General features: G+C 55.4%; 19 protein-coding genes. 13 read left to right on the forward strand and 6 right to left on the reverse strand.

The features are described 5' to 3' along the window. The first annotated feature begins 81 nt into the window (after positions 1-81). The 7 genes from KKW20_RS09210 (at position 82) to lexA (ending at position 5,911) form a co-directional block, all read left to right on the forward strand. A complete protein-coding gene (locus KKW20_RS09210; RefSeq protein WP_214567659.1) occupies positions 82-690 on the forward strand; it encodes an anthranilate synthase component II in 609 nt (202 codons plus the stop codon). Beyond that, positions 687-1,703 carry an anthranilate phosphoribosyltransferase gene (trpD, locus tag KKW20_RS09215; RefSeq protein WP_214567581.1) on the forward strand — a complete coding sequence of 339 codons (1,017 nt, stop codon included), beginning with the start codon at positions 687-689 and terminating at the stop codon, positions 1,701-1,703. The genes KKW20_RS09210 and trpD overlap by 4 nt, the downstream gene beginning before the upstream one ends. A 117-nt stretch (positions 1,704-1,820) precedes the next feature. Next, positions 1,821-2,456, forward strand: coding sequence for a uracil-DNA glycosylase (locus KKW20_RS09220; RefSeq protein ID WP_214567582.1), 636 nt, complete (start codon positions 1,821-1,823; stop codon positions 2,454-2,456). 4 nt (positions 2,457-2,460) lie between these two features. Then, positions 2,461-3,288, forward strand: a complete 828-nt coding sequence (trpC, locus tag KKW20_RS09225; RefSeq protein WP_214567583.1) for an indole-3-glycerol phosphate synthase TrpC — start codon at positions 2,461-2,463, stop codon at positions 3,286-3,288. Further along, complete coding sequence (gene moaC, locus KKW20_RS09230; protein WP_214567584.1) at positions 3,285-3,764, forward strand: cyclic pyranopterin monophosphate synthase MoaC; 480 nt, start codon at positions 3,285-3,287, stop codon at positions 3,762-3,764. The genes trpC and moaC overlap by 4 nt, the downstream gene beginning before the upstream one ends. 110 nt (positions 3,765-3,874) lie before the next feature. Continuing rightward, positions 3,875-5,047 carry a molybdopterin molybdotransferase MoeA gene (locus tag KKW20_RS09235; protein WP_214567585.1) on the forward strand — a complete coding sequence of 391 codons (1,173 nt, stop codon included), beginning with the start codon at positions 3,875-3,877 and terminating at the stop codon, positions 5,045-5,047. 165 nt (positions 5,048-5,212) lie between these two features. Next, positions 5,213-5,911 carry a transcriptional repressor LexA gene (gene lexA / locus KKW20_RS09240; protein ID WP_214567586.1) on the forward strand — a complete coding sequence of 233 codons (699 nt, stop codon included), beginning with the start codon at positions 5,213-5,215 and terminating at the stop codon, positions 5,909-5,911. A gap of 81 nt (positions 5,912-5,992) precedes the next feature. Here the strand turns inward: lexA and phaR are convergent, their stop codons facing one another. The 3 genes from phaR to KKW20_RS09255 all read right to left on the reverse strand — a co-directional run bounded on the left by phaR (position 5,993) and on the right by KKW20_RS09255 (position 9,138). Further along, the gene (phaR, locus tag KKW20_RS09245) at positions 5,993-6,556 is read right to left on the reverse strand and encodes a polyhydroxyalkanoate synthesis repressor PhaR (protein WP_214567587.1); all 564 of its coding nucleotides are present in this window, start codon (positions 6,554-6,556) and stop codon (positions 5,993-5,995) included. 159 nt (positions 6,557-6,715) lie between these two features. Continuing rightward, positions 6,716-7,159 carry a phasin, PhaP gene (locus KKW20_RS09250; protein ID WP_214567588.1) on the reverse strand — a complete coding sequence of 148 codons (444 nt, stop codon included), beginning with the start codon at positions 7,157-7,159 and terminating at the stop codon, positions 6,716-6,718. A gap of 188 nt (positions 7,160-7,347) precedes the next feature. Beyond that, entirely contained in the window at positions 7,348-9,138 is a 1,791-nt protein-coding gene (locus tag KKW20_RS09255) for a PHA/PHB synthase family protein (protein ID WP_214567589.1), read from the reverse strand. A gap of 125 nt (positions 9,139-9,263) precedes the next feature. On the opposite strand from KKW20_RS09255, the gene phaZ reads away from it, so the two are divergent. Next, on the forward strand, positions 9,264-10,607 hold the full coding sequence (gene phaZ, locus KKW20_RS09260) for a polyhydroxyalkanoate depolymerase (protein ID WP_214567590.1): 1,344 nt from the start codon (positions 9,264-9,266) through the stop codon (positions 10,605-10,607). 55 nt (positions 10,608-10,662) lie between these two features. Here the strand turns inward: phaZ and KKW20_RS09265 are convergent, their stop codons facing one another. Both KKW20_RS09265 and KKW20_RS09270 read right to left on the reverse strand, forming a co-directional pair. Further along, positions 10,663-11,373, reverse strand: a complete 711-nt coding sequence (locus KKW20_RS09265; RefSeq protein WP_214567591.1) for an alpha/beta fold hydrolase — start codon at positions 11,371-11,373, stop codon at positions 10,663-10,665. Between the two features lie 33 nt (positions 11,374-11,406). Further along, positions 11,407-12,153: an alpha/beta hydrolase family protein gene (locus KKW20_RS09270; protein WP_214567592.1), complete on the reverse strand. Its 747-nt coding sequence runs from the start codon at positions 12,151-12,153 to the stop codon at positions 11,407-11,409. A gap of 168 nt (positions 12,154-12,321) precedes the next feature. On the opposite strand from KKW20_RS09270, the gene thrS reads away from it, so the two are divergent. From thrS to KKW20_RS09295, 5 genes are all read left to right on the forward strand, one after another. Continuing rightward, a complete protein-coding gene (gene thrS, locus KKW20_RS09275; RefSeq protein WP_214567593.1) occupies positions 12,322-14,280 on the forward strand; it encodes a threonine--tRNA ligase in 1,959 nt (652 codons plus the stop codon). 483 nt (positions 14,281-14,763) lie between these two features. Continuing rightward, on the forward strand, positions 14,764-15,066 hold the full coding sequence (locus KKW20_RS09280) for a BufA1 family periplasmic bufferin-type metallophore (RefSeq protein WP_214567594.1): 303 nt from the start codon (positions 14,764-14,766) through the stop codon (positions 15,064-15,066). A 61-nt stretch (positions 15,067-15,127) separates the two neighbouring features. Continuing rightward, a complete protein-coding gene (gene bufB / locus KKW20_RS09285; protein ID WP_214567595.1) occupies positions 15,128-15,982 on the forward strand; it encodes an MNIO family bufferin maturase in 855 nt (284 codons plus the stop codon). After that, positions 15,979-16,761: an HvfC/BufC N-terminal domain-containing protein gene (locus KKW20_RS09290; RefSeq protein ID WP_246534526.1), complete on the forward strand. Its 783-nt coding sequence runs from the start codon at positions 15,979-15,981 to the stop codon at positions 16,759-16,761. The genes bufB and KKW20_RS09290 overlap by 4 nt, the downstream gene beginning before the upstream one ends. A 4-nt stretch (positions 16,762-16,765) precedes the next feature. Beyond that, a complete protein-coding gene (locus tag KKW20_RS09295; protein WP_214567596.1) occupies positions 16,766-17,314 on the forward strand; it encodes a DoxX family protein in 549 nt (182 codons plus the stop codon). A 50-nt stretch (positions 17,315-17,364) separates the two neighbouring features. Here the strand turns inward: KKW20_RS09295 and KKW20_RS09300 are convergent, their stop codons facing one another. Then, a complete protein-coding gene (locus KKW20_RS09300) occupies positions 17,365-17,691 on the reverse strand; it encodes an arsenate reductase family protein (protein ID WP_214567597.1) in 327 nt (108 codons plus the stop codon). Between the last annotated feature and the right edge of the window lie 217 nt (positions 17,692-17,908).

Below are 17,908 nucleotides of genomic sequence, written 5' to 3' on the forward strand. Positions count from 1 at the left end.
GCGCTTGGTTTGAACATGTATACCCCGACGAGAGACGCGCGTAACCCCCCGTTGCGCCACGAAATGCTGAAAGGCCGCCCAATGATCCTGCTGATCGATAACTATGACAGCTTTACCTACAACCTCGTGCATTATTTGGGCGAATTGGGCACCGAAGTGGTGGTCAAACGCAATGATGTGATCACGGTGGAGGACGCTTTGGCGTTGAAACCCCAAGCCATTTTGCTCTCACCCGGGCCATGTGACCCGGATCAGGCAGGAATTTGCCTTGAGCTGACCCATGCAGCGGCGAAAAATGGCGTGCCTTTGTTGGGGGTTTGTCTTGGGCATCAAACCATTGGTCAGGCATTTGGCGGCAAAGTCGTGCGCGCGGGCGAAATTGTGCATGGCAAAATGGGTACGATGCATCACGCCGACAAAGGCATGTTTGCGGGGCTGCCGACACCGCTTGAGGCCACTCGGTATCACTCGTTGATCGTGGATCGCGACAGTCTGCCAGAGTGTCTTGAGATTACCGCTTGGCTTGAGGATGGCATGATCATGGGGCTGCGCCACAAAACGCTTCCGATCGAAGGGGTGCAATTCCATCCCGAAAGCATCCGGTCGGAATTTGGTCATGCGATGCTTGCGAATTTCCTGAAATCCGCAGGTATCAATGTAAAACCTTTGAAAGATGAGGTTCCGGCATGAGCGACCGTATCAAACCCCTGATCGGCGCCGCCGCAGATCGCCCCCTTAGCCGTGCTGAGGCTGAAGAAGCCTTTGACATCTTGTTCGAAGGCGAAGCGACCCCCAGCCAAATTGGTGGATTGCTCATGGCCCTGCGCACGCGCGGTGAAACGGTTGAGGAATATGCCGCCGCCGCCGCCGTGATGCGCGCGAAATGCCGCCCGGTGAAGGCGCCGGCGGGCGCGATAGATATTGTTGGCACCGGAGGCGATGGAAAAGGCACGCTCAACATTTCAACCGCCACGGCTTTTGTCGTTGCGGGCGCCGGTGTGACCGTCGCCAAACACGGCAATCGCAACCTGTCGTCAAAGTCAGGGGCCGCAGATGCGCTTGGTCAGATGGGTGTGAATGTGATGGTCGGCGCGGATGTGGTTGAGGCCGCTTTGGCCGAGGCGGGCATCGCCTTTATGATGGCACCGATGCACCACCCAGCCATTGCGCACGTCATGCCAACACGCGCGGAACTTGGCACCCGTACGATCTTTAACATCCTGGGACCATTGACAAACCCCGCTGGCGTGACCCGGCAACTGACCGGCGCCTTCTCGCGCGACCTGATCCGTCCGATGGCCGAGACCCTGCAGATGCTCGGCGCGGAAAAGGCGTGGCTTGTGCACGGCTCTGATGGCACGGATGAATTGTCCATTGCCGGTGTCAGCTGGGTGGCCGCATTGGAAAATGACGCTGTGCGTGAATTTGAGATCCATCCCGAGGATGCGGGCCTTCCAGTGCACCCATTTGAGGCGATTATGGGCGGTGAACCCTCGGAAAATGCCATTGCGTTTTCGGCGCTTCTAAAAGGTGAAAAATCCGCTTACCGCGATGCGGTTCTGCTCAACTCCGCCGCCGCTTTGGTTGTCGCTGATAAGGCAAGTTCCCTGAAAGACGGGGTGGCCATGGCCATTGAAAGCATCGACAGCGGGCAAGCCCTCGCAAAAATCGAAAAACTGGCCGAAGTCACGTCGCGTGGATGACCCAAAACCGGAAAACTAGTTTTCTAGTTTTCTAGTTTTCTAGTTTTCTAGTTTTCTAGTGGAATCACTCCATCCAAGCCCAACGTCAATCACCGCCGCAAGAAAAGGCCCAACCGAATGACCCTGCCACACGCCTGGGCCGACCTTCCCTTTTTCACCGACACTTGGCCCGGCATTCGCGATCACATCATTGCTGAGCCACGCGAGATCCTGCCGCCGGACACTTTGCGTTTCGCGGCCCTTGCCGCGTCCTCACCCGACGCCGTACGGGTCGTGATCCTCGGGCAAGACCCCTACCCCACACCGGGTCATGCCAATGGCTTGGCGTTCTCAGTGGAGCCCGATGTGCGGCCTTTGCCCCGATCTTTGCAGAACATCTATAAAGAGCTCGACGCTGACCTTGGCGTGCAGCGCCCCAATGGCGATCTGTCGGATTGGGCTGAACAGGGCGTGCTTTTGCTCAACACATCACTTTCGGTGCCCGCAGGGGATGCAAATGGGCATAAAACCTTGGGGTGGGACATCTTGGTTCATCAAATCTTGGGGCGCGTGTCCTCCACCCCCACAGCCTTCATTCTGTGGGGAAACAACGCCCAAAAGCTTGAGAAATACATCCAGTCCGGCGATCACCTGATCGTAAAAACCGCCCATCCCTCACCACTTTCCGCCCGACGTGGGTTTTTCGGCTCTCGCCCGTTTTCAACCGTGAACAATTGGCTTACAGACAAGGGTGACGCTCCGATAAACTGGTGAGATAATGACCCAATCTGCGACCCCAACCGTTCTTGATAAAATCAAAGCTTATAAGCTGGAGCATGTGGCCGCCTGCAAAGCCGCCCGCCCCCTGTCCGAGGTGGAAGCCGCCGCACGCGACGCAAGCCCGACGCGCGGTTTTGCCAAGGCTTTGATGGCGGATGCTGCCAATGGGTACGGTTTGATTGCTGAGGTCAAAAAAGCCAGCCCCTCAAAGGGTCTTATTCGGGCTGATTTTCACCCCGCAGAACTCGCCAAAGCCTATCAGGACGGCGGTGCAAGCTGCCTGTCTGTGCTGACCGACACACCCTCTTTTCAAGGTGCTGACGAATTTCTGGTGGCCGCGCGTGGGGCTGTCACACTTCCGGCCCTGCGCAAGGATTTCATGTATGATACCTATCAAGTCACCGAAGCCCGCGCTTTGGGCGCCGATTGCATTCTGATCATCATGGCCTCGGTCGCGGACAGCCAAGCGCAAGAGCTTGAAGAGGCTGCGTTTTCTTGGGGCATGGATGCGTTGATCGAGGTTCACGACGAGGCCGAATTGGAACGTGCCCTGTCGTTGAAATCACCGCTTCTGGGGGTGAACAACCGCAATCTCAAGACCTTTGAAACCTCGCTCGACACCACACGACGCCTGTCGAAATTGGCCCCGGCGGATCGCCATCTGGTCTGCGAAAGCGGCTTATCAACGCCGCGGGATCTGGCGGATATGGCCGAATATGGCGCGCGCAGCTTCTTGATTGGCGAAAGCCTGATGCGTCAGGATGATGTGGCCCAAGTCACCCGTAATCTTCTTGCCAACCCGGCACCCGTAAAGGAGCTGTCATGACCAATTCTCCGCTCACACATTTCGACGATCAGGGCCTTGCCCATATGGTTGATGTTTCCGACAAAGAGGTCACCGACCGCGTGGCGATCGCCGAAGGCTTCGTGAAAATGACGTCCGAGACACTGGCGCTGGTCATGGAAGGCACCGCCAAAAAAGGGGACGTTTTGGGGGTCGCGCGTCTTGCCGGCATCATGGGCGCCAAAAAAACCTCCGACCTCATTCCGCTTTGCCACCCGCTGCCGATCACCAAAGTCGCGCTGGAACTGGACCCCGTCCCCACCCTGCCCGGCGTGCGCATCACTGCAACGGTGAAAACCGGTGGGCAAACTGGCGTAGAGATGGAGGCCCTCACGGCCGTTTCTGTCGCGGCACTGACCGTCTATGACATGCTGAAAGCCGCTGAAAAAGGCATGGAAATCAAAGACATCTGCCTGTTGCGCAAAGAGGGTGGGAAATCCGGGATCTATGAACGTTAATTTGCATCTTTGATCCATTTCAAGGTGTGTCCCGAATGAATATGCAAAACGGGGCAAGTTGAAGGGCCACATGACATTTGGCCAAAACGAATGAGACATGAGGCCACCACATGATCCCCGTCACCGAAGCACTTGATCACCTGTTTTCTCTCGTCGCCCCCGTGGGCACCGAGGATGTCCCATTGGCCGAAGCCGCAGGTCGCATCTTGGCCGCCCCGGTGACAGCCACGCGCCGTCAGCCCCCCTTTGCGGCCTCTGCGATGGACGGTTATGCGGTGAATGGGGTTGAGGCGGACCCGGAATCGATGTTTCAGGTCATTGGTGAAAGCGCCGCGGGACATGGTTTTGATGGTAAAATCGGCGCAGGACAATGTGTTCGCATTTTCACCGGCGCCCCGATGCCAGAAGGCGCAAACCGCGTTATTATTCAAGAGGATGTGACCCGCAAAGGGGCTCTGATCACCCTAGCGCGCAAGCTCGACAAAGGGCCGCATGTGCGCCCGGCTGGGGCGGATTTTGACGAAGGCGATCAGGTTGCCGCCCCTTTGCTTTTGACCCCTGCCCATCTTGCACTGATCGCGGCTATGAACACCGCCAAAGTCACCGTACGACGCAAACCGATTGTCGCGTTGATGGCCACCGGGGACGAGCTGGTCATGCCCGGCGAGACACCCGGACCGGATCAAATCATTTCCTCAAATTCCTTTGGTCTGAAAGCGCTGATCGAGGCAAACGGTGGCCATGCCCGCATGTTGCCCATCGCGCGCGACACCAAAGGCAGCCTGCGCACCGCGTTTGAGCTTTGCGAGGGGGCTGATTTGATCATCACCATTGGCGGCGCTTCGGTTGGTGATCATGATTTGGTCGGGGATGTAACAGAAGAACTCGGCATGGCGCGCAGTTTCTATAAAGTCGCCATGCGCCCCGGCAAACCGTTGATGGCCGGAAAACTTGGGAACACGCCCGTCATTGGGTTGCCGGGAAATCCGGTCTCGGCGATGGTCTGTGGTCATGTTTTTCTTGTCCCGGCCTTGCGCGCAATGCTCGGCTTGGGCGCCACCCCTGCCCCACGCAAAACCGCCCCCCTTGGCGCATCCATCGCCGCAAATGGACCGCGCGAACATTACATGCGCGCCGTTGTTCAGGATGGCAAAATCACCGCGTGTAATCAGCAAGATAGCGCGCTTTTATCCGTGCTCGCCGGCGCAAATGCCCTGCTTGTTCGCCCGGTTGATGATCCCGAACAGGGCGCAGGGCACGTCATGGAATATTTGCCTATCTAAGAATGCCCAAACCAAGGGCGCTGTGCGTTTACCAAATATTTGCACTCGGTTGACACAAAAAGAGAACATGGGTAGAACAGACCTTGAACGCCGGGAACCACCCGGCGCGCTTGTGGGATGTATCCCATGTCAAAAAATGCCGGTGCAACTCGGAGGTAAAAGCAGATGCTGACCCGTAAACAGTTAGAATTGCTAAACTTTATCCACAAACGCATTCAGCGCGACGGGGTTCCACCAAGCTTTGATGAAATGAAAGACGCTTTGGATCTGCGCAGCAAATCTGGCATCCACCGGTTGATCACCGCGCTTGAAGAACGTGGCTTTATTCGCCGCCTTGCCCATCGTGCGCGCGCCATTGAAATTGTGAAACTACCCGAAACGATGGACTCCGGTGGTCGCGGTGGGTTTGAACCCAAAGTGATCGACGGCAGTCGCCCTGAAAAAACACCCCATACCGCCATCCCGCTTGAGGGTCGCGGCATCAGTGACCTGCCTTTGCTGGGCCGCATCGCAGCAGGCGAACCGATCGAGGCGATCTCGGATGAGGCGCAACATATCTCGGTTCCGGATAATATGCTGGGGGCTGGCGGTCGCCACTATGCGCTGGAGGTCAAGGGCGACAGTATGATCGACGCGGGGATCAACAGTGGGGATGTTGTGGTGATCCGTGAAACCAGTCTCGCCGACAATGGCGATATTGTTGTCGCGCAGGTGGATGGCTATGAAGCCACCCTCAAACGCTTTCGCAAAACAGGTGGGATGATTGCCCTTGAGGCCGCCAATACTGCCTATGAAACGCGCATCCTGCCGGAAGGTTCTGTCAAAGTTCAGGGAAAATTGGTGGGGCTGATCCGCACCTATTGATTGGACTGGCCTGATATTACGAAAAGGGAGGCTTCGGCCTCCCTTTTTTGTCGCATTTTTCCTGGGCCGAAGGCTAAAATATTACCCCAGCCCCGACAATTTGGCCTGAAGGGCGGCAAGTTGCTTCTTAATCTCGTCCAGCTCTTCTTCTTTTGTGGCCGTCTCATCGCCTGAAGAGGCCTCACCTTGCGGCGACGTCCCACCTGAAAATCCGCCCATCATAGCCTTTAAAAACGCTTCTTGCTGCGCCTGCATCGCTTCCAAACCAGGAATTGCGGGCATTGAAGGGCTCATCGTGCCCAGATTTTCCATCACTTTGGATTGCCCGTCCCGCAGCATTTCGAAACTGGCGGCCAGAAACTGTGGTACAACACTTTGAGCTTGCGTCGAATAGGACCTGACAAGATCGGTCAGGACATCAACGGGCAGCACATTTTCGCCGCGGCTTTCATGTTCTGCAATGATTTGAAGTAGATATTGCCGCGTCAGATCATCACCAGATTTCAGGTCGATGATCTGAACCTCGCGTCCACCGCGGATGAAACCCGCAATATCATCAAGCGTCACGTAATCGGATGTTTCTGTGTTATACAATCGCCGACTTGCGTAGCGTTTGATCAGAAGTGTTTCTTCTTTTTGAGCCATTATTCCTCCCCACAGCAAATTTGATTGCTGCACTGCAAAATCCTATTCCAGCGCGCCCCTTATTGGCAAGGCATTTGATCAAACGAAAAAAAGGACGAGCCGATGCTCGTCCTTTCAGGGAGGACCGGTCGGGAGGAGACCGGCAGATTTGTCCCTAACTTATTTTGCAGTCGCTTTTTTGGCAGCTTTGGCAACATCGTCAGTTGCTTTTTTAACAGCAGCCTGAGCTTCTTCGCCGAGATCTTTGCCAGCAGCCATCATCAGCTCAACGGTTTCAGACTGAACGCGTTTTGCAACTTCTGCAAAAGCCGCCATGTTTTCAGCAGCCAGCTCAGCTTGAGCCGAAGCGAAATCGGTCATTGCTTTGGAGTAATCAGCCGCTTCTTCTTTCGCAGCAGAGACGTCGCCCAGTTTGGCCAAAGTTTCTTTGGTCCATTTGGTCGAGATTTCAGCTGATTTATCAGCAGCTTGCAGCGCCACTTTCGAAAACTTCTCGCTCATGGCGGCTTGGTTTTTGAAAGCGTCTTGTGCGGCAGACATGTCAACTGGGAATGCGCCCATCATGTCTTGGATCATTTTTGAATAGTCTTGTGCGTTAGCCATTGGTCATCTCCGAATGTGGGCGGGCCTGAGTGTTCAGGTTTGGAGCGCCCTTATTTCTGCGTCTGCAAACAATATGCATGCTGCGGTGCAGCAAATCAAGCTTTTTCTGCACTGCAGCATGTAACATTTTTAAAACACGGAAATTTCAGTAAGTTGTGGCCACTCAACCCACGATTTTGCGGAGCTTGTCAGGTTTTTTTGGCCAGCACATAGGTTCCTGGTGCGGGCGCAAGCGGCGTATGGGACGAATCGCCCACCGCGCGCGCATCGACCTTTTTGCCAGACTTCCCAGACAGCCAATTATCCCATCGCCCCCACCATGACCCCTGATGGAACTCTGCGCCTTGCAACCAATCTTCTGACGCCTCTGGCCACGTCTCATTGGTATAGTGCCCATATTTCTTTTTAGAGGGCGGGTTGACGATTCCCGCAATATGGCCGCTTTCAGACAGGATAAAGGTTCGATCTTTGGACCCCATCTTGCGCATCCCATTATACGACGACTTCCAGGCAGCAATGTGATCCGTCTCACAGGCAATCGCACAAATCGGCACCTCAACATCCGCGATCGACAGATGTTCGTTCAACAGCTCAAAGTCGCCCCGCGCAAATTGATCGCCCTGACACAACCCACGCAAATACTCGACCGTCATCTTGGCGGGTAAATTAGTGCCGTCCCCGTTCCAATACAGCAGATCAAACGCAGGAGGGGTCTTGCCCAACATATAGCTGTTGATCGCCGGGCCATAAACCAGATCATTTGAACGCATATAAGAAAACGTCCGTGACATGAAAAAACTGCTCAGATAGCCGGTCTCTTTTACTTCTTCTTCGATGCCACTGACAAAATCATCATCCAGGAAAACACCCACTTCGCCTTGATCAGAGAAATCCGTGAGCGTGGTGAAAAATGTGGCGGAGTTCACCGAGGTATCACCGCGCTTTTTCATCAAAGACAGCGCCAGCGACAGCGTGGTTCCCGCTATGCAATAGCCGACCACATTGACCTTTTTCTGGCCCGTTATGGCTTTGACCTCATTGATCGCCGCCAAATACCCCTCTTCGATATAATCCCCCAACCCAACCTCGGCATAACGAGCATCCGGGTTGACCCAGCTGACCACAAACAATGTGTATCCCTGATCAACAATCCATTTGATCAGGCTGTTTTGTTCTTTTAAATCAAGGATATAAAATTTGTTGATCCAAGGCGGAAAAATAATCAATGGCCGGGCATGAACCTTTTGCGTGGTGGGTTTGTATTGAATCAGCTCCAGCATTCTATTGCGATAAATGACCGACCCTTCGGTGGTCGCGATATTTTCGCCCACCTCAAACGCGCTTTCGTCCACCAGCTTGACCACAAGTTCGCCGTCATTACTTTCCAGATCACGCACCAGGTTTTCCAACCCGTCGACCAAAGATTGCCCCTCGGTTTCTATTGCCCGTTCCATCGCATCAGGATTGGTCGCCAGATAGTTTGTCGGGCTCATCATATCGATCATCTGACGGGTGAAAAATCCAAGCTTTTGCTTGTCGCGCTCGTCCAGCCCCTCCACATCCGACAGCGTATTTTCCATCGCTTCAGAGGTGATCAAATATTGCTGTTTGAGATAGTTGTAATAGGGGTGCGTTTCCCAAAGCGGGTTGGAAAACCGCCGGTCTTTGGGGGTGTGATCCTCGGGGGCCACAAGTTCCCCCCCTGAGAGCGCTTGCTGAGCTTCCATCGCGTGCTGCAGGCTTTTGCCCCAAAACGCAACTTGTTGTTCGATGATTTTCGCCGGATTTGCCAGCACGTCATTCCAGCAGGCAGCAACCGCCTTGGCGTAAAATTCCTGACCCGGCCCCTGCAAGCTTTGCCTGACGGCTTTCTTCCCGGCCACAATATTGGTTAAACGCGCAGACAACTCCTCAATCTTGGCTAGATTTTGATTTAACTCATTCAACTCATGGCCCTGATTTTTTTGGCTGGTTGTCATAAAGCAATTTCCCCACTATCTTATTTCGCACATGCAGCATTTTCTATCTGCGATGCAGCATCAGAAAAACAGCATATGTTTATAACTATGCGGTAGGTTGGTTTGAAAAAGCAAAGGGTAATTGCATGCGGTTTATGGCGACTTATGACTTGATGGAAACGATGCGCAACACCAACCAATGGTTGGGCGCGACGGCCGCCGCATTGGGGTCTTACCCAGCTACGGCTTTGATCCCGAACCCCTTTTTCCAAATGCTGTCCGCTTGGGGCGAAGTCACGGAACGCAGTTTTCACCGTATGCAAGAAAAACCAGATTGGGGCATCAACACCGTCGTGACCGAAGATGGCCGCGAACGATTGGTGGAAATTGAAACGCTGGTGGAACGCCCATTTGGTGACCTGATTAAATTCAACGCCGTGGGCCGCGCCCCCCGAGCGCGTCGAATCTTGTTGGTTGCCCCCATGTCCGGCCATTACGCAACCCTGCTGCGCTCAACCGTGCAAAGCCTGCTGCCCGACGCGGACGTCTATATCACCGACTGGCACAATGCGCGCGATATTCCCGTCAGTGAAGGCAAGTTTGATATCGAGGATTATACCCTTTATCTGGTCGATTTCATGCGCCACCTCGGGCCGGATATCAACGTGGTGGCCGTATGCCAACCCGCCCCACTGACGCTGGCTGCCACTGCCTATCTCGCCGAAATCGACCCAGAGGCACAGCCCCAAACCTTGACCCTGATCGGCGGCCCGATTGACCCGGACGCCGCCGCCACTGATGTCACAGACTTTGGCCGCCGTGTCACCATGGGCCAGTTGGAAGAGTTTTCCATTCAGCGCGTGGGTTTCAAATATGGTGGCGTTGGTCGCTTGGTCTATCCGGGGCTTTTACAACTCGCGGGGTTCATCTCGATGAATTCCGAGATGCATTCAAAAGCGTTCCAAGATCAGATCAATCGCGTCGCGCGTGGCGCCGCGTCAGAGCATGACAAGCACAATAAATTCTACGACGAATACCTCGCAGTGATGGATATGACCGCCGAGTTTTATCTGTCCACGGTCGAGCGGCTGTTCAAAGACAGTGAAGTGGCCAGCAATTCATTTGTCGTGGACGGCCATAAAGTCGACATTGGCGCAATTACCAATGTCGCGGTGAAAACCGTCGAAGGGTCCAAGGATGATATCACAGCCCCCGGCCAATGCGTCGCAGCCCTGGATCTTTTGACCGGACTTTCCGACGACAAAAAGGCCAGTCACCTCGAAGAAGGCGCCGGGCATTACGGGATTTTCGCAGGCAAAAGCTGGCGCAACAACATCCGCCCTCTTGTGCTAGATTTCATTGACCAAAATACTTCTGCACCTGCCGCGCAAGCGACAACCAAAAAAGCGGAAAAGCCAAAGACGGCAAAACCGAAAGCCACAAAATCCGATAAGGATGATGGGCCGCTCCCAACGCGCATTCCGGTTTAACCCGCAGATCAGAAAAGGCGCCTTCGGGTGCCTTTTTTGTCAAAGCTCCAGTCTGTCACCGAAGCTCCAACGGCATTTTCATCCACGCCTTGAGGCCAAGTGTCACCTCTTCTGGACACTCGAGCATCGGCATGTGACCGGCATTGGGCAGGATCACCAACTCTGCCCCCGGAATAAGTTCCGCCATATTTTCATGACGCTTGGGGGGGGTCAGCTTGTCATGTGCCCCGCATAAAACCATCGTCGGAACCTTGAGCTTTTGCAGGCTGCGCTGTGCGTCTGGGCGGCGTTGCAAAGCACGCGATTGTCGCACAAAACACGCCGCACCAAAATCTTGCGCCATGTCGTGCACAAGCTGCAAAATCTCGGCAACATTTGTCCCCGGCGCCAGAACATTTTCGTTCATGGTTTCCTGCAATGCCTCCGCCAACCGCCCCGCTTGCGCACGCACGATTTGCGGCTCGCGCCATGCAGCTTGTGCGGGGGTATCTGTCAGCGGGCTGGTCGACAATAACGCCAATCGGCTGACCCGCTCGGGTGCGCGGCGGGCCACTTCCATCGCGACAATTCCGCCCATGGAATGCCCCGCAAGGGCAAACCGCGCGGGCGCTTGCGACAACACTTGGGCCGCCATGTCACGGATACTGTCCGACTGCGCAACTGACGCCACCTGAACGCTGACCTCACGCGACAACGCATTGACCTGCGGCGCAAACGCACGCGCATCACACATCATCCCCGGTATCAGCACCAATGGTTCTAGCATTCCCTCACCCCTTCGATCTGCACATCCCAAACGTCACCCCGCACGTTTGATCACAACAAGTGTCATTTTTTGAATGAGATCAAGGCATTCCCCATCGGAAAAGCGGTGATCCGCCCCTTTTACCAAGGTCAGTCGAATATCATCCCCCTCGGCATGTTCCAACAGCTTCACCGCTTGGGATGTGGGCACCGCTGTATCCTCGGTCCCTTGTAAAAACCGCACGGGCATTCCCAAACGAAGCGGGCTGCGCAGAACCAGATTGTTGCGCCCCTCTTCGATCAAATGCTTGGTGATCACATAATCTTCGTCATATTCTGACGGGATCGACACTTGGCCCGCACGGTGCAACTCCGCCTTTTGATCCTCTGAAAAGCTGGCCCAATAACCGTCTTCGGTGAAATCAGGCGCCGCCGCGATTGTGACCAAGCCCGCCACACGATCCGGACGTTCGCGCGCCAGCAACAGCGCCTGCCATCCCCCCATGGACGAGCCAACAACCACAATCGGCCCATCGGTCAACTGATCCACCACCGCCAAACTATCCTCGTGCCAATCGCCAATGCACCCTTCGACAAACGCGCCGGAGCTTTGCCCGTGACCTGAGTAGTCAAACCGCAAAAAGCCATAACCCTTCTGGGTCGCCCATGCCTCCAGCGCGACCGCTTTGGTGCCCTCCATGTCCGACTTTAACCCGGACAGAAATACGATCGTCGGACCAGCACCTTCGGTCTTTACATAACCAAGGCGGCGGGATTGCGGGGTGTCGAGATACTCAACCATTTGGGCGCTCCTTATTTGATGCACCAACCATAATGCGCGGAAAAACTTGGGCAATCCCCCTTATGCGTAATTCAATATTGACAGTCCTGCGCCCGCGCGCGAAAACCCATAAACACATAACCCGCAACCGGGCGTTCCGTGGGCGCCAAAACGACGAGGAGAAGGCCAATGAGCCAGATTTCCGAAAAAATCACCCTGACATTCCCCGACGGCAATTCACGCGATTATGACGCCGGCATCACCGCCGCCGAAATCGCTTCCAGCATCTCTAACTCCTTGGCAAAAAAAGCGGTTTCCGCCACCGTTGATGGCCAGCATTGGGATCTGCAATGGCCGATTAACGCAAGCGCGTCGATTGCCATTCACACCATGAAAGACGACGTGCAAGCGCTTGAGCTGATCCGCCATGATTTTGCCCACGTCATGGCGCGCGCCGTGCAAGAGCTGTGGCCAGACGTTAAGGTCACCATTGGCCCGGTCATCAAAGATGGCTGGTATTACGACTTTGATCGCCAAGAGCCATTTTCGCCCGAAGACCTCGGTGCGATTGAGGCCAAGATGAAAGAGATCATCAACAAGCGTGACCCTGTCACGACTGAGATTTGGGATCGCGACCGCGCGGTGAAATTCTATGAGGCCAACAACGAGCCTTATAAAGTAGAGCTGATCGAAGCCATTCCCGGCGACGAGCCCCTGCGCATGTATTGGCACGGCCATTGGCAAGACCTCTGCCGTGGGCCGCATTTGCAGCACACCGGACAGCTGCCCGCTGATGCGTTTAAACTGATGTCGGTGGCTGGGGCCTATTGGCGCGGTGATTCAGATCGCGCCATGTTGCAACGGATTTACGGCGTGGCGTTCCAGAACAAAGAAGGGCTGAAAAAGCATCTTCACATGCTGGAAGAAGCCGCCAAACGCGATCACCGCAAGCTGGGTCGCGAGATGAACCTGTTTCACATGCAGGAAGAGGCCCCCGGCATGGTGTTCTGGCACCCGAACGGCTGGAAAATCTATACCACGCTGCAAGATTATATGCGTCGCCAGCAAACCCGTGGCGGCTATGTCGAGGTGAACACCCCGCAAGTGGTCAGCCGCAAGCTGTGGGAAGAAAGCGGGCATTGGGAAAATTACCAAGAAAACATGTTCATTGTTGAGGTCGACGAAGAGCACGCCCGTGAAAAGGCCGTGAACGCGCTGAAACCGATGAACTGCCCCTGTCACATCCAAGTCTTTAACCAAGGTCTGAAATCCTATCGCGACCTGCCTCTGCGTATGGCCGAATTTGGATCGTGCAACCGCTACGAACCGTCCGGCGCGATGCATGGCATCATGCGCGTGCGTGGATTTACGCAAGATGACGGCCATATTTTCTGTACCGAAGATCAGGTCGAGGCGGAAACCAAGAAGTTTGTCGATTTTCTCGCCAAGATCTATGCCGACCTTGGGTTTGAGAACTGGCGCGTGAAACTGTCGACGCGTCCCGAAAAGCGTGTTGGTACCGAAGAAAGTTGGGATCAGGCCGAAGACGCGCTGGCCAATGGGATCAAAGCCGCCGGTTATGATTATGAGGTGCAAGAAGGCGAAGGCGCGTTTTACGGACCAAAGCTGGAGTTTGTTCTGACCGATGCGATTGGCCGGGATTGGCAATGTGGCACCCTGCAAATCGACCCGAACCTGCCTGAACGGTTGGGGGCAAATTACATCGCCGAAGATGGCGCCAAACACCGCCCCTTGATGTTGCACCGCGCCACACTTGGGTCGTTTGAGCGGTTCATCGGCATTATGATCGAAGAGCATTCGGGGAAATTGCCGTTCTGGCTGGCCCCGCGCCAGGTGGTTGTGGCCTCCATCGTGTCGGATGCAGATGAGTTTGTGCAAGAGGTCGTCGCCAAGCTCACCGCCCAAGGCGTGCGCGCCGAAGCAGATATCCGCAACGAGAAAATCAACTACAAGGTCCGCGAGCATTCCGTCGGCAAGGTTCCGGTGATCTTGGCCGTGGGCAAAAAAGAAGTTGAGGATGGCACTGTTTCCATGCGCCGTCTGGGCGAGAAGCATTCAAAGGTTCTGCCATTGGATGAGGTGGCAGGCATCTTGGCGGCTGAGGCAACCCCGCCTGACCTCGTCTAAAACACACACAGAACGAAGACAAAGGCCGGTGACATGCGCACCGGCCTTTTTTTGTCCGCGATCGGGCATGGGTATAAGAAACATGTATCTTTCCTTTGCATCACAGGGCCTTGCCCGATTTCCCGCAAAGACGTCACAATCCTCACGAAACCCGTGATCACCGCTTTGCATGGCCGCCTTGCCCCTGAAACATAGCTGCGACTGTCACATCTCACTCGCGCCAATTGTGACACATGCACCGAATGCGCGCGCCCACCGTCCTGCCAATACCCCTAATTTTACTGTGATTTAGCCAATAGCAGCAAACCGACCCGATCACAGACCCGTGACCAGGCATCCCCATTGCCTTCACGCCCCTGTGACTGACGCCGTCGTGAGTGGCAGGGGCCGCCGCCGCCGCCTAGGTTTTCCTCACCGCCACCGACAAACAGTTCGTCAATCGGACCGGGGCGATACGAGTTTTAAACCTGAAAGGAAGTACACATGTCGCAAGTAAAATCCATCGCCATCCTGGGTGCCATCACCGCCGCTGTTGCTGCAAACGCTACCGCTGCTCTCGCTGACGGCGACCAAGAAAAATGCTTCGGTGTCGCACTCGCCGGCCAAAATGATTGTGCGGCTGGCCCAGGCACCACATGTGCTGGCACGTCCACGGTTGATTACCAAGGCAACGCTTGGAAACTTGTTCCCGCCGGCACCTGTGAGACCATGGAACTGACCGATGGTGGTGGGATGATGCACAAAGGTTCGCTGGAAGCCACCAAAATGAACCTGCCTGCGAGCTAAATTGATACTCCGGCCGCCCCGGTGGCCGGAGCCTCATACCTTCAGGATCCGGGAGCGTTCCATGTTAGACATATCCCCAAAAGATACGTTACCAAAAGCTGGCGGTGTTGGTTACAAACCTCAGCATTTCAACGAGTTAATGAACGCCCCCGGGTCCGTCACCTGGCTGGAGATCCATGCCGAAAACTATATGGGGGCTGGCGGACGTCCCTTGGCGCAATTGCGTCACCTTGCCGAGAAATTTCCCATTTCCGTACACGGGGTCGGTTTGTCGATCGGTGGTGAGACCCGCCTTGATCCAGAACATCTGTCCCGTCTGAAGACCCTGATTGATTGGCTGAATCCCGCGATGTTTTCGGAACATCTTGCCTGGTCCACCCATGACGCGCAGTTTCTGAATGATCTGCTGCCCCTGCCCTATACCAATGACACGCTGACCCGTGTGACAGCGCATATCAACGAAGTGCAGGACCATCTGGGGCGCAAAATGCTGCTCGAGAACCCCTCCTCCTACCTCGCATTTGCCCAAAGCACCTGGTCCGAGCCTGATTTCCTGCGTGAACTTGCCCGGCGCACCGGCTGTGGGCTGCTTTTAGACGTCAACAATGTCTTTGTGTCAGCAACCAATCTGCACTTCGACCCCCGCGCCTATATTAACGCATATCCACTTGATTTGGTGGAGGAATTCCACCTTGCTGGCCATGATGAAGATACCGACGAATTGGGCCGAAAGCTGCTTATAGACAGTCACGGAAAACCCGTGGATGAACCGGTCTGGGCTTTGTTTGACCATGTAATTGCCAACGGCGGGGCACGCCCCGCGCTGGTAGAATGGGACAATGACGTGCCTGACTTTAATGTGCTCGAGGCGGAAACCGCCCGTGCTGCGAGACATATGCAAGGGGTGGTCGCATGACATTGGACCTGACAACATCTGCGCAAGACATGACCGTCAGTCAAAGCCGGTTTCGCAACGCGCTCTTGGACCCGGAAACACCTGCGCCTGATGGGTTGGTGACCCCCGAAGGCACCCATGCCGAAAAACGGTTTGGCGTCTATCGCAACAACGTTTCCCATTCCCTGGCCAGCGCACTGGTTGACGGGTTTCCGGTGCTGACGAAATTGCTGGGCGAAGCGTTTTTCCGCCAAATGGCGCTGGTTTATCTGCGCATACATCCGCCCGCGTCTCAACTGATCATGCATTATGGTGCGGCGATGCCCACATTTCTGGTCGGGTTTCCCGGCACCGTGCATCTGAAATACCTGCCCGACGTGGCCCGATTAGAGCTGGCGTTGCGCCGCGCCTATCACGCAGGCGACGCCGAGGCGATTGCCCCCGCGGATCTGACCCAACTGGATCAAGCCACGCTGATGGACACCCGCCTTGTGCTGGCACCAGCCGTTGAAACCCTCACCTCGGAGTTTCCGGCACTGTCGATCTGGGAATTCAACATGCAAGATGGGCCAACACCCACGATGCAAGCTGAAACCATCCTGATTTCACGCCGTGGGTACGACCCAGTGGCACAACGCCTGCCCCTTGGAGGTGCCGTTTTTGTAAACGCCTTAAAAAAAGGCCACGCCTTTGGCACGGCGTTGGGTTTGGCCACGTCCCAGGTGGCTGATTTCGACCTCACCGCAACGCTCAGCGCATTGATTGCCGGGCATGGGATCATCAAGATCGAAAAAGGATAACAACATGAACGCTCTTGTGGCATTTCACAATACGCTGGCTGATAGGGTCGAGCGTCTCTCCCCCGCTGTCCTGCCGACATTGGCACGCTTCACCTTTGCGGCGACCCTGTTGGGGTACTTCTGGGCCTCGGGCCTGACCAAGGTTGGTGCGGGGGTGTTTGGCATCTTCTCCCCCTCGCTTGGGGCCTACGCGCAGATTTTCCCAAAAGCGATGGAGGCCGCGAGCTATGACGTCGGCCAGCTCACCGCCTTTCACACATTGGTTGTCATCGCCGGAACCTTGGCGGAGTTTATCCTGCCGCTCTTGTTGGCGGTTGGCCTCTTCACCCGGTTAAGCGCCCTTGCCATGATTGGATTTGTAAGCGTGCAATCCCTGACCGATCTGTTCGGCCACGGCGGCATTGCACATCACGAAACGCTGGGCGCCTGGTTTGATCGGATCCCAGACAGTGTCATCCTGGATCAACGGTTGTTTTGGATGGCGGTGCTGATCACGTTGGTGATCAAGGGCGCTGGTCCGTTATCGCTGGACCGGTTGCTGAAACTGCGCTGACCGAGGGTTACGGTTGATCATTGGCCCCGCCGCAAGGTTGGGGCCATTTTTCATGCCCCCCATACGGCCCGTGCTTTTGCATCCCAGCCAAGGGTCATCTGATCGCCCATTTCCACCACGGGACGCTTCATCAAGGTCGGATTGGCGGCAATCAACGCCACAGGATCCCCCGCGCGTTCCGCCTCATTTAATCCCCGCCATGTGGTCGAGCGTTTATTCACAATCGCGTCACCAAACGCGGCATAGAAGCGCGCCAGATCCGCAGGTGCCACCCCATCCGCGCGCACATCCACAACCTCAAGGGTATTGCCAGCATCGGCCAACGCCTTCTGTGCCTTTTTGCAAGTGTCACAGGTCTTTAGTCCCCAAAATCGCATTTCCCCCCCTTTTTTACTCACATTGCGTTTCCGTCAGAAATTGCCCGACGCACTTTTAAAACTCAATGAGAAAAAGGACATATAAGCACATAAAGCCGCCCCATCCCGAAATGAAACCCTTGCCTTTTGGCGCATTCTGTTGCATGTGGGAAACGTACGACAGACTATCTTCCGCCTCACTACACGCAGTCGGTAAGTTCAAGACTGCGATACCAAG

Source organism: Aliiroseovarius lamellibrachiae, from assembly GCF_018599245.1.
Classification (GTDB): domain Bacteria; phylum Pseudomonadota; class Alphaproteobacteria; order Rhodobacterales; family Rhodobacteraceae; genus Aliiroseovarius; species Aliiroseovarius lamellibrachiae.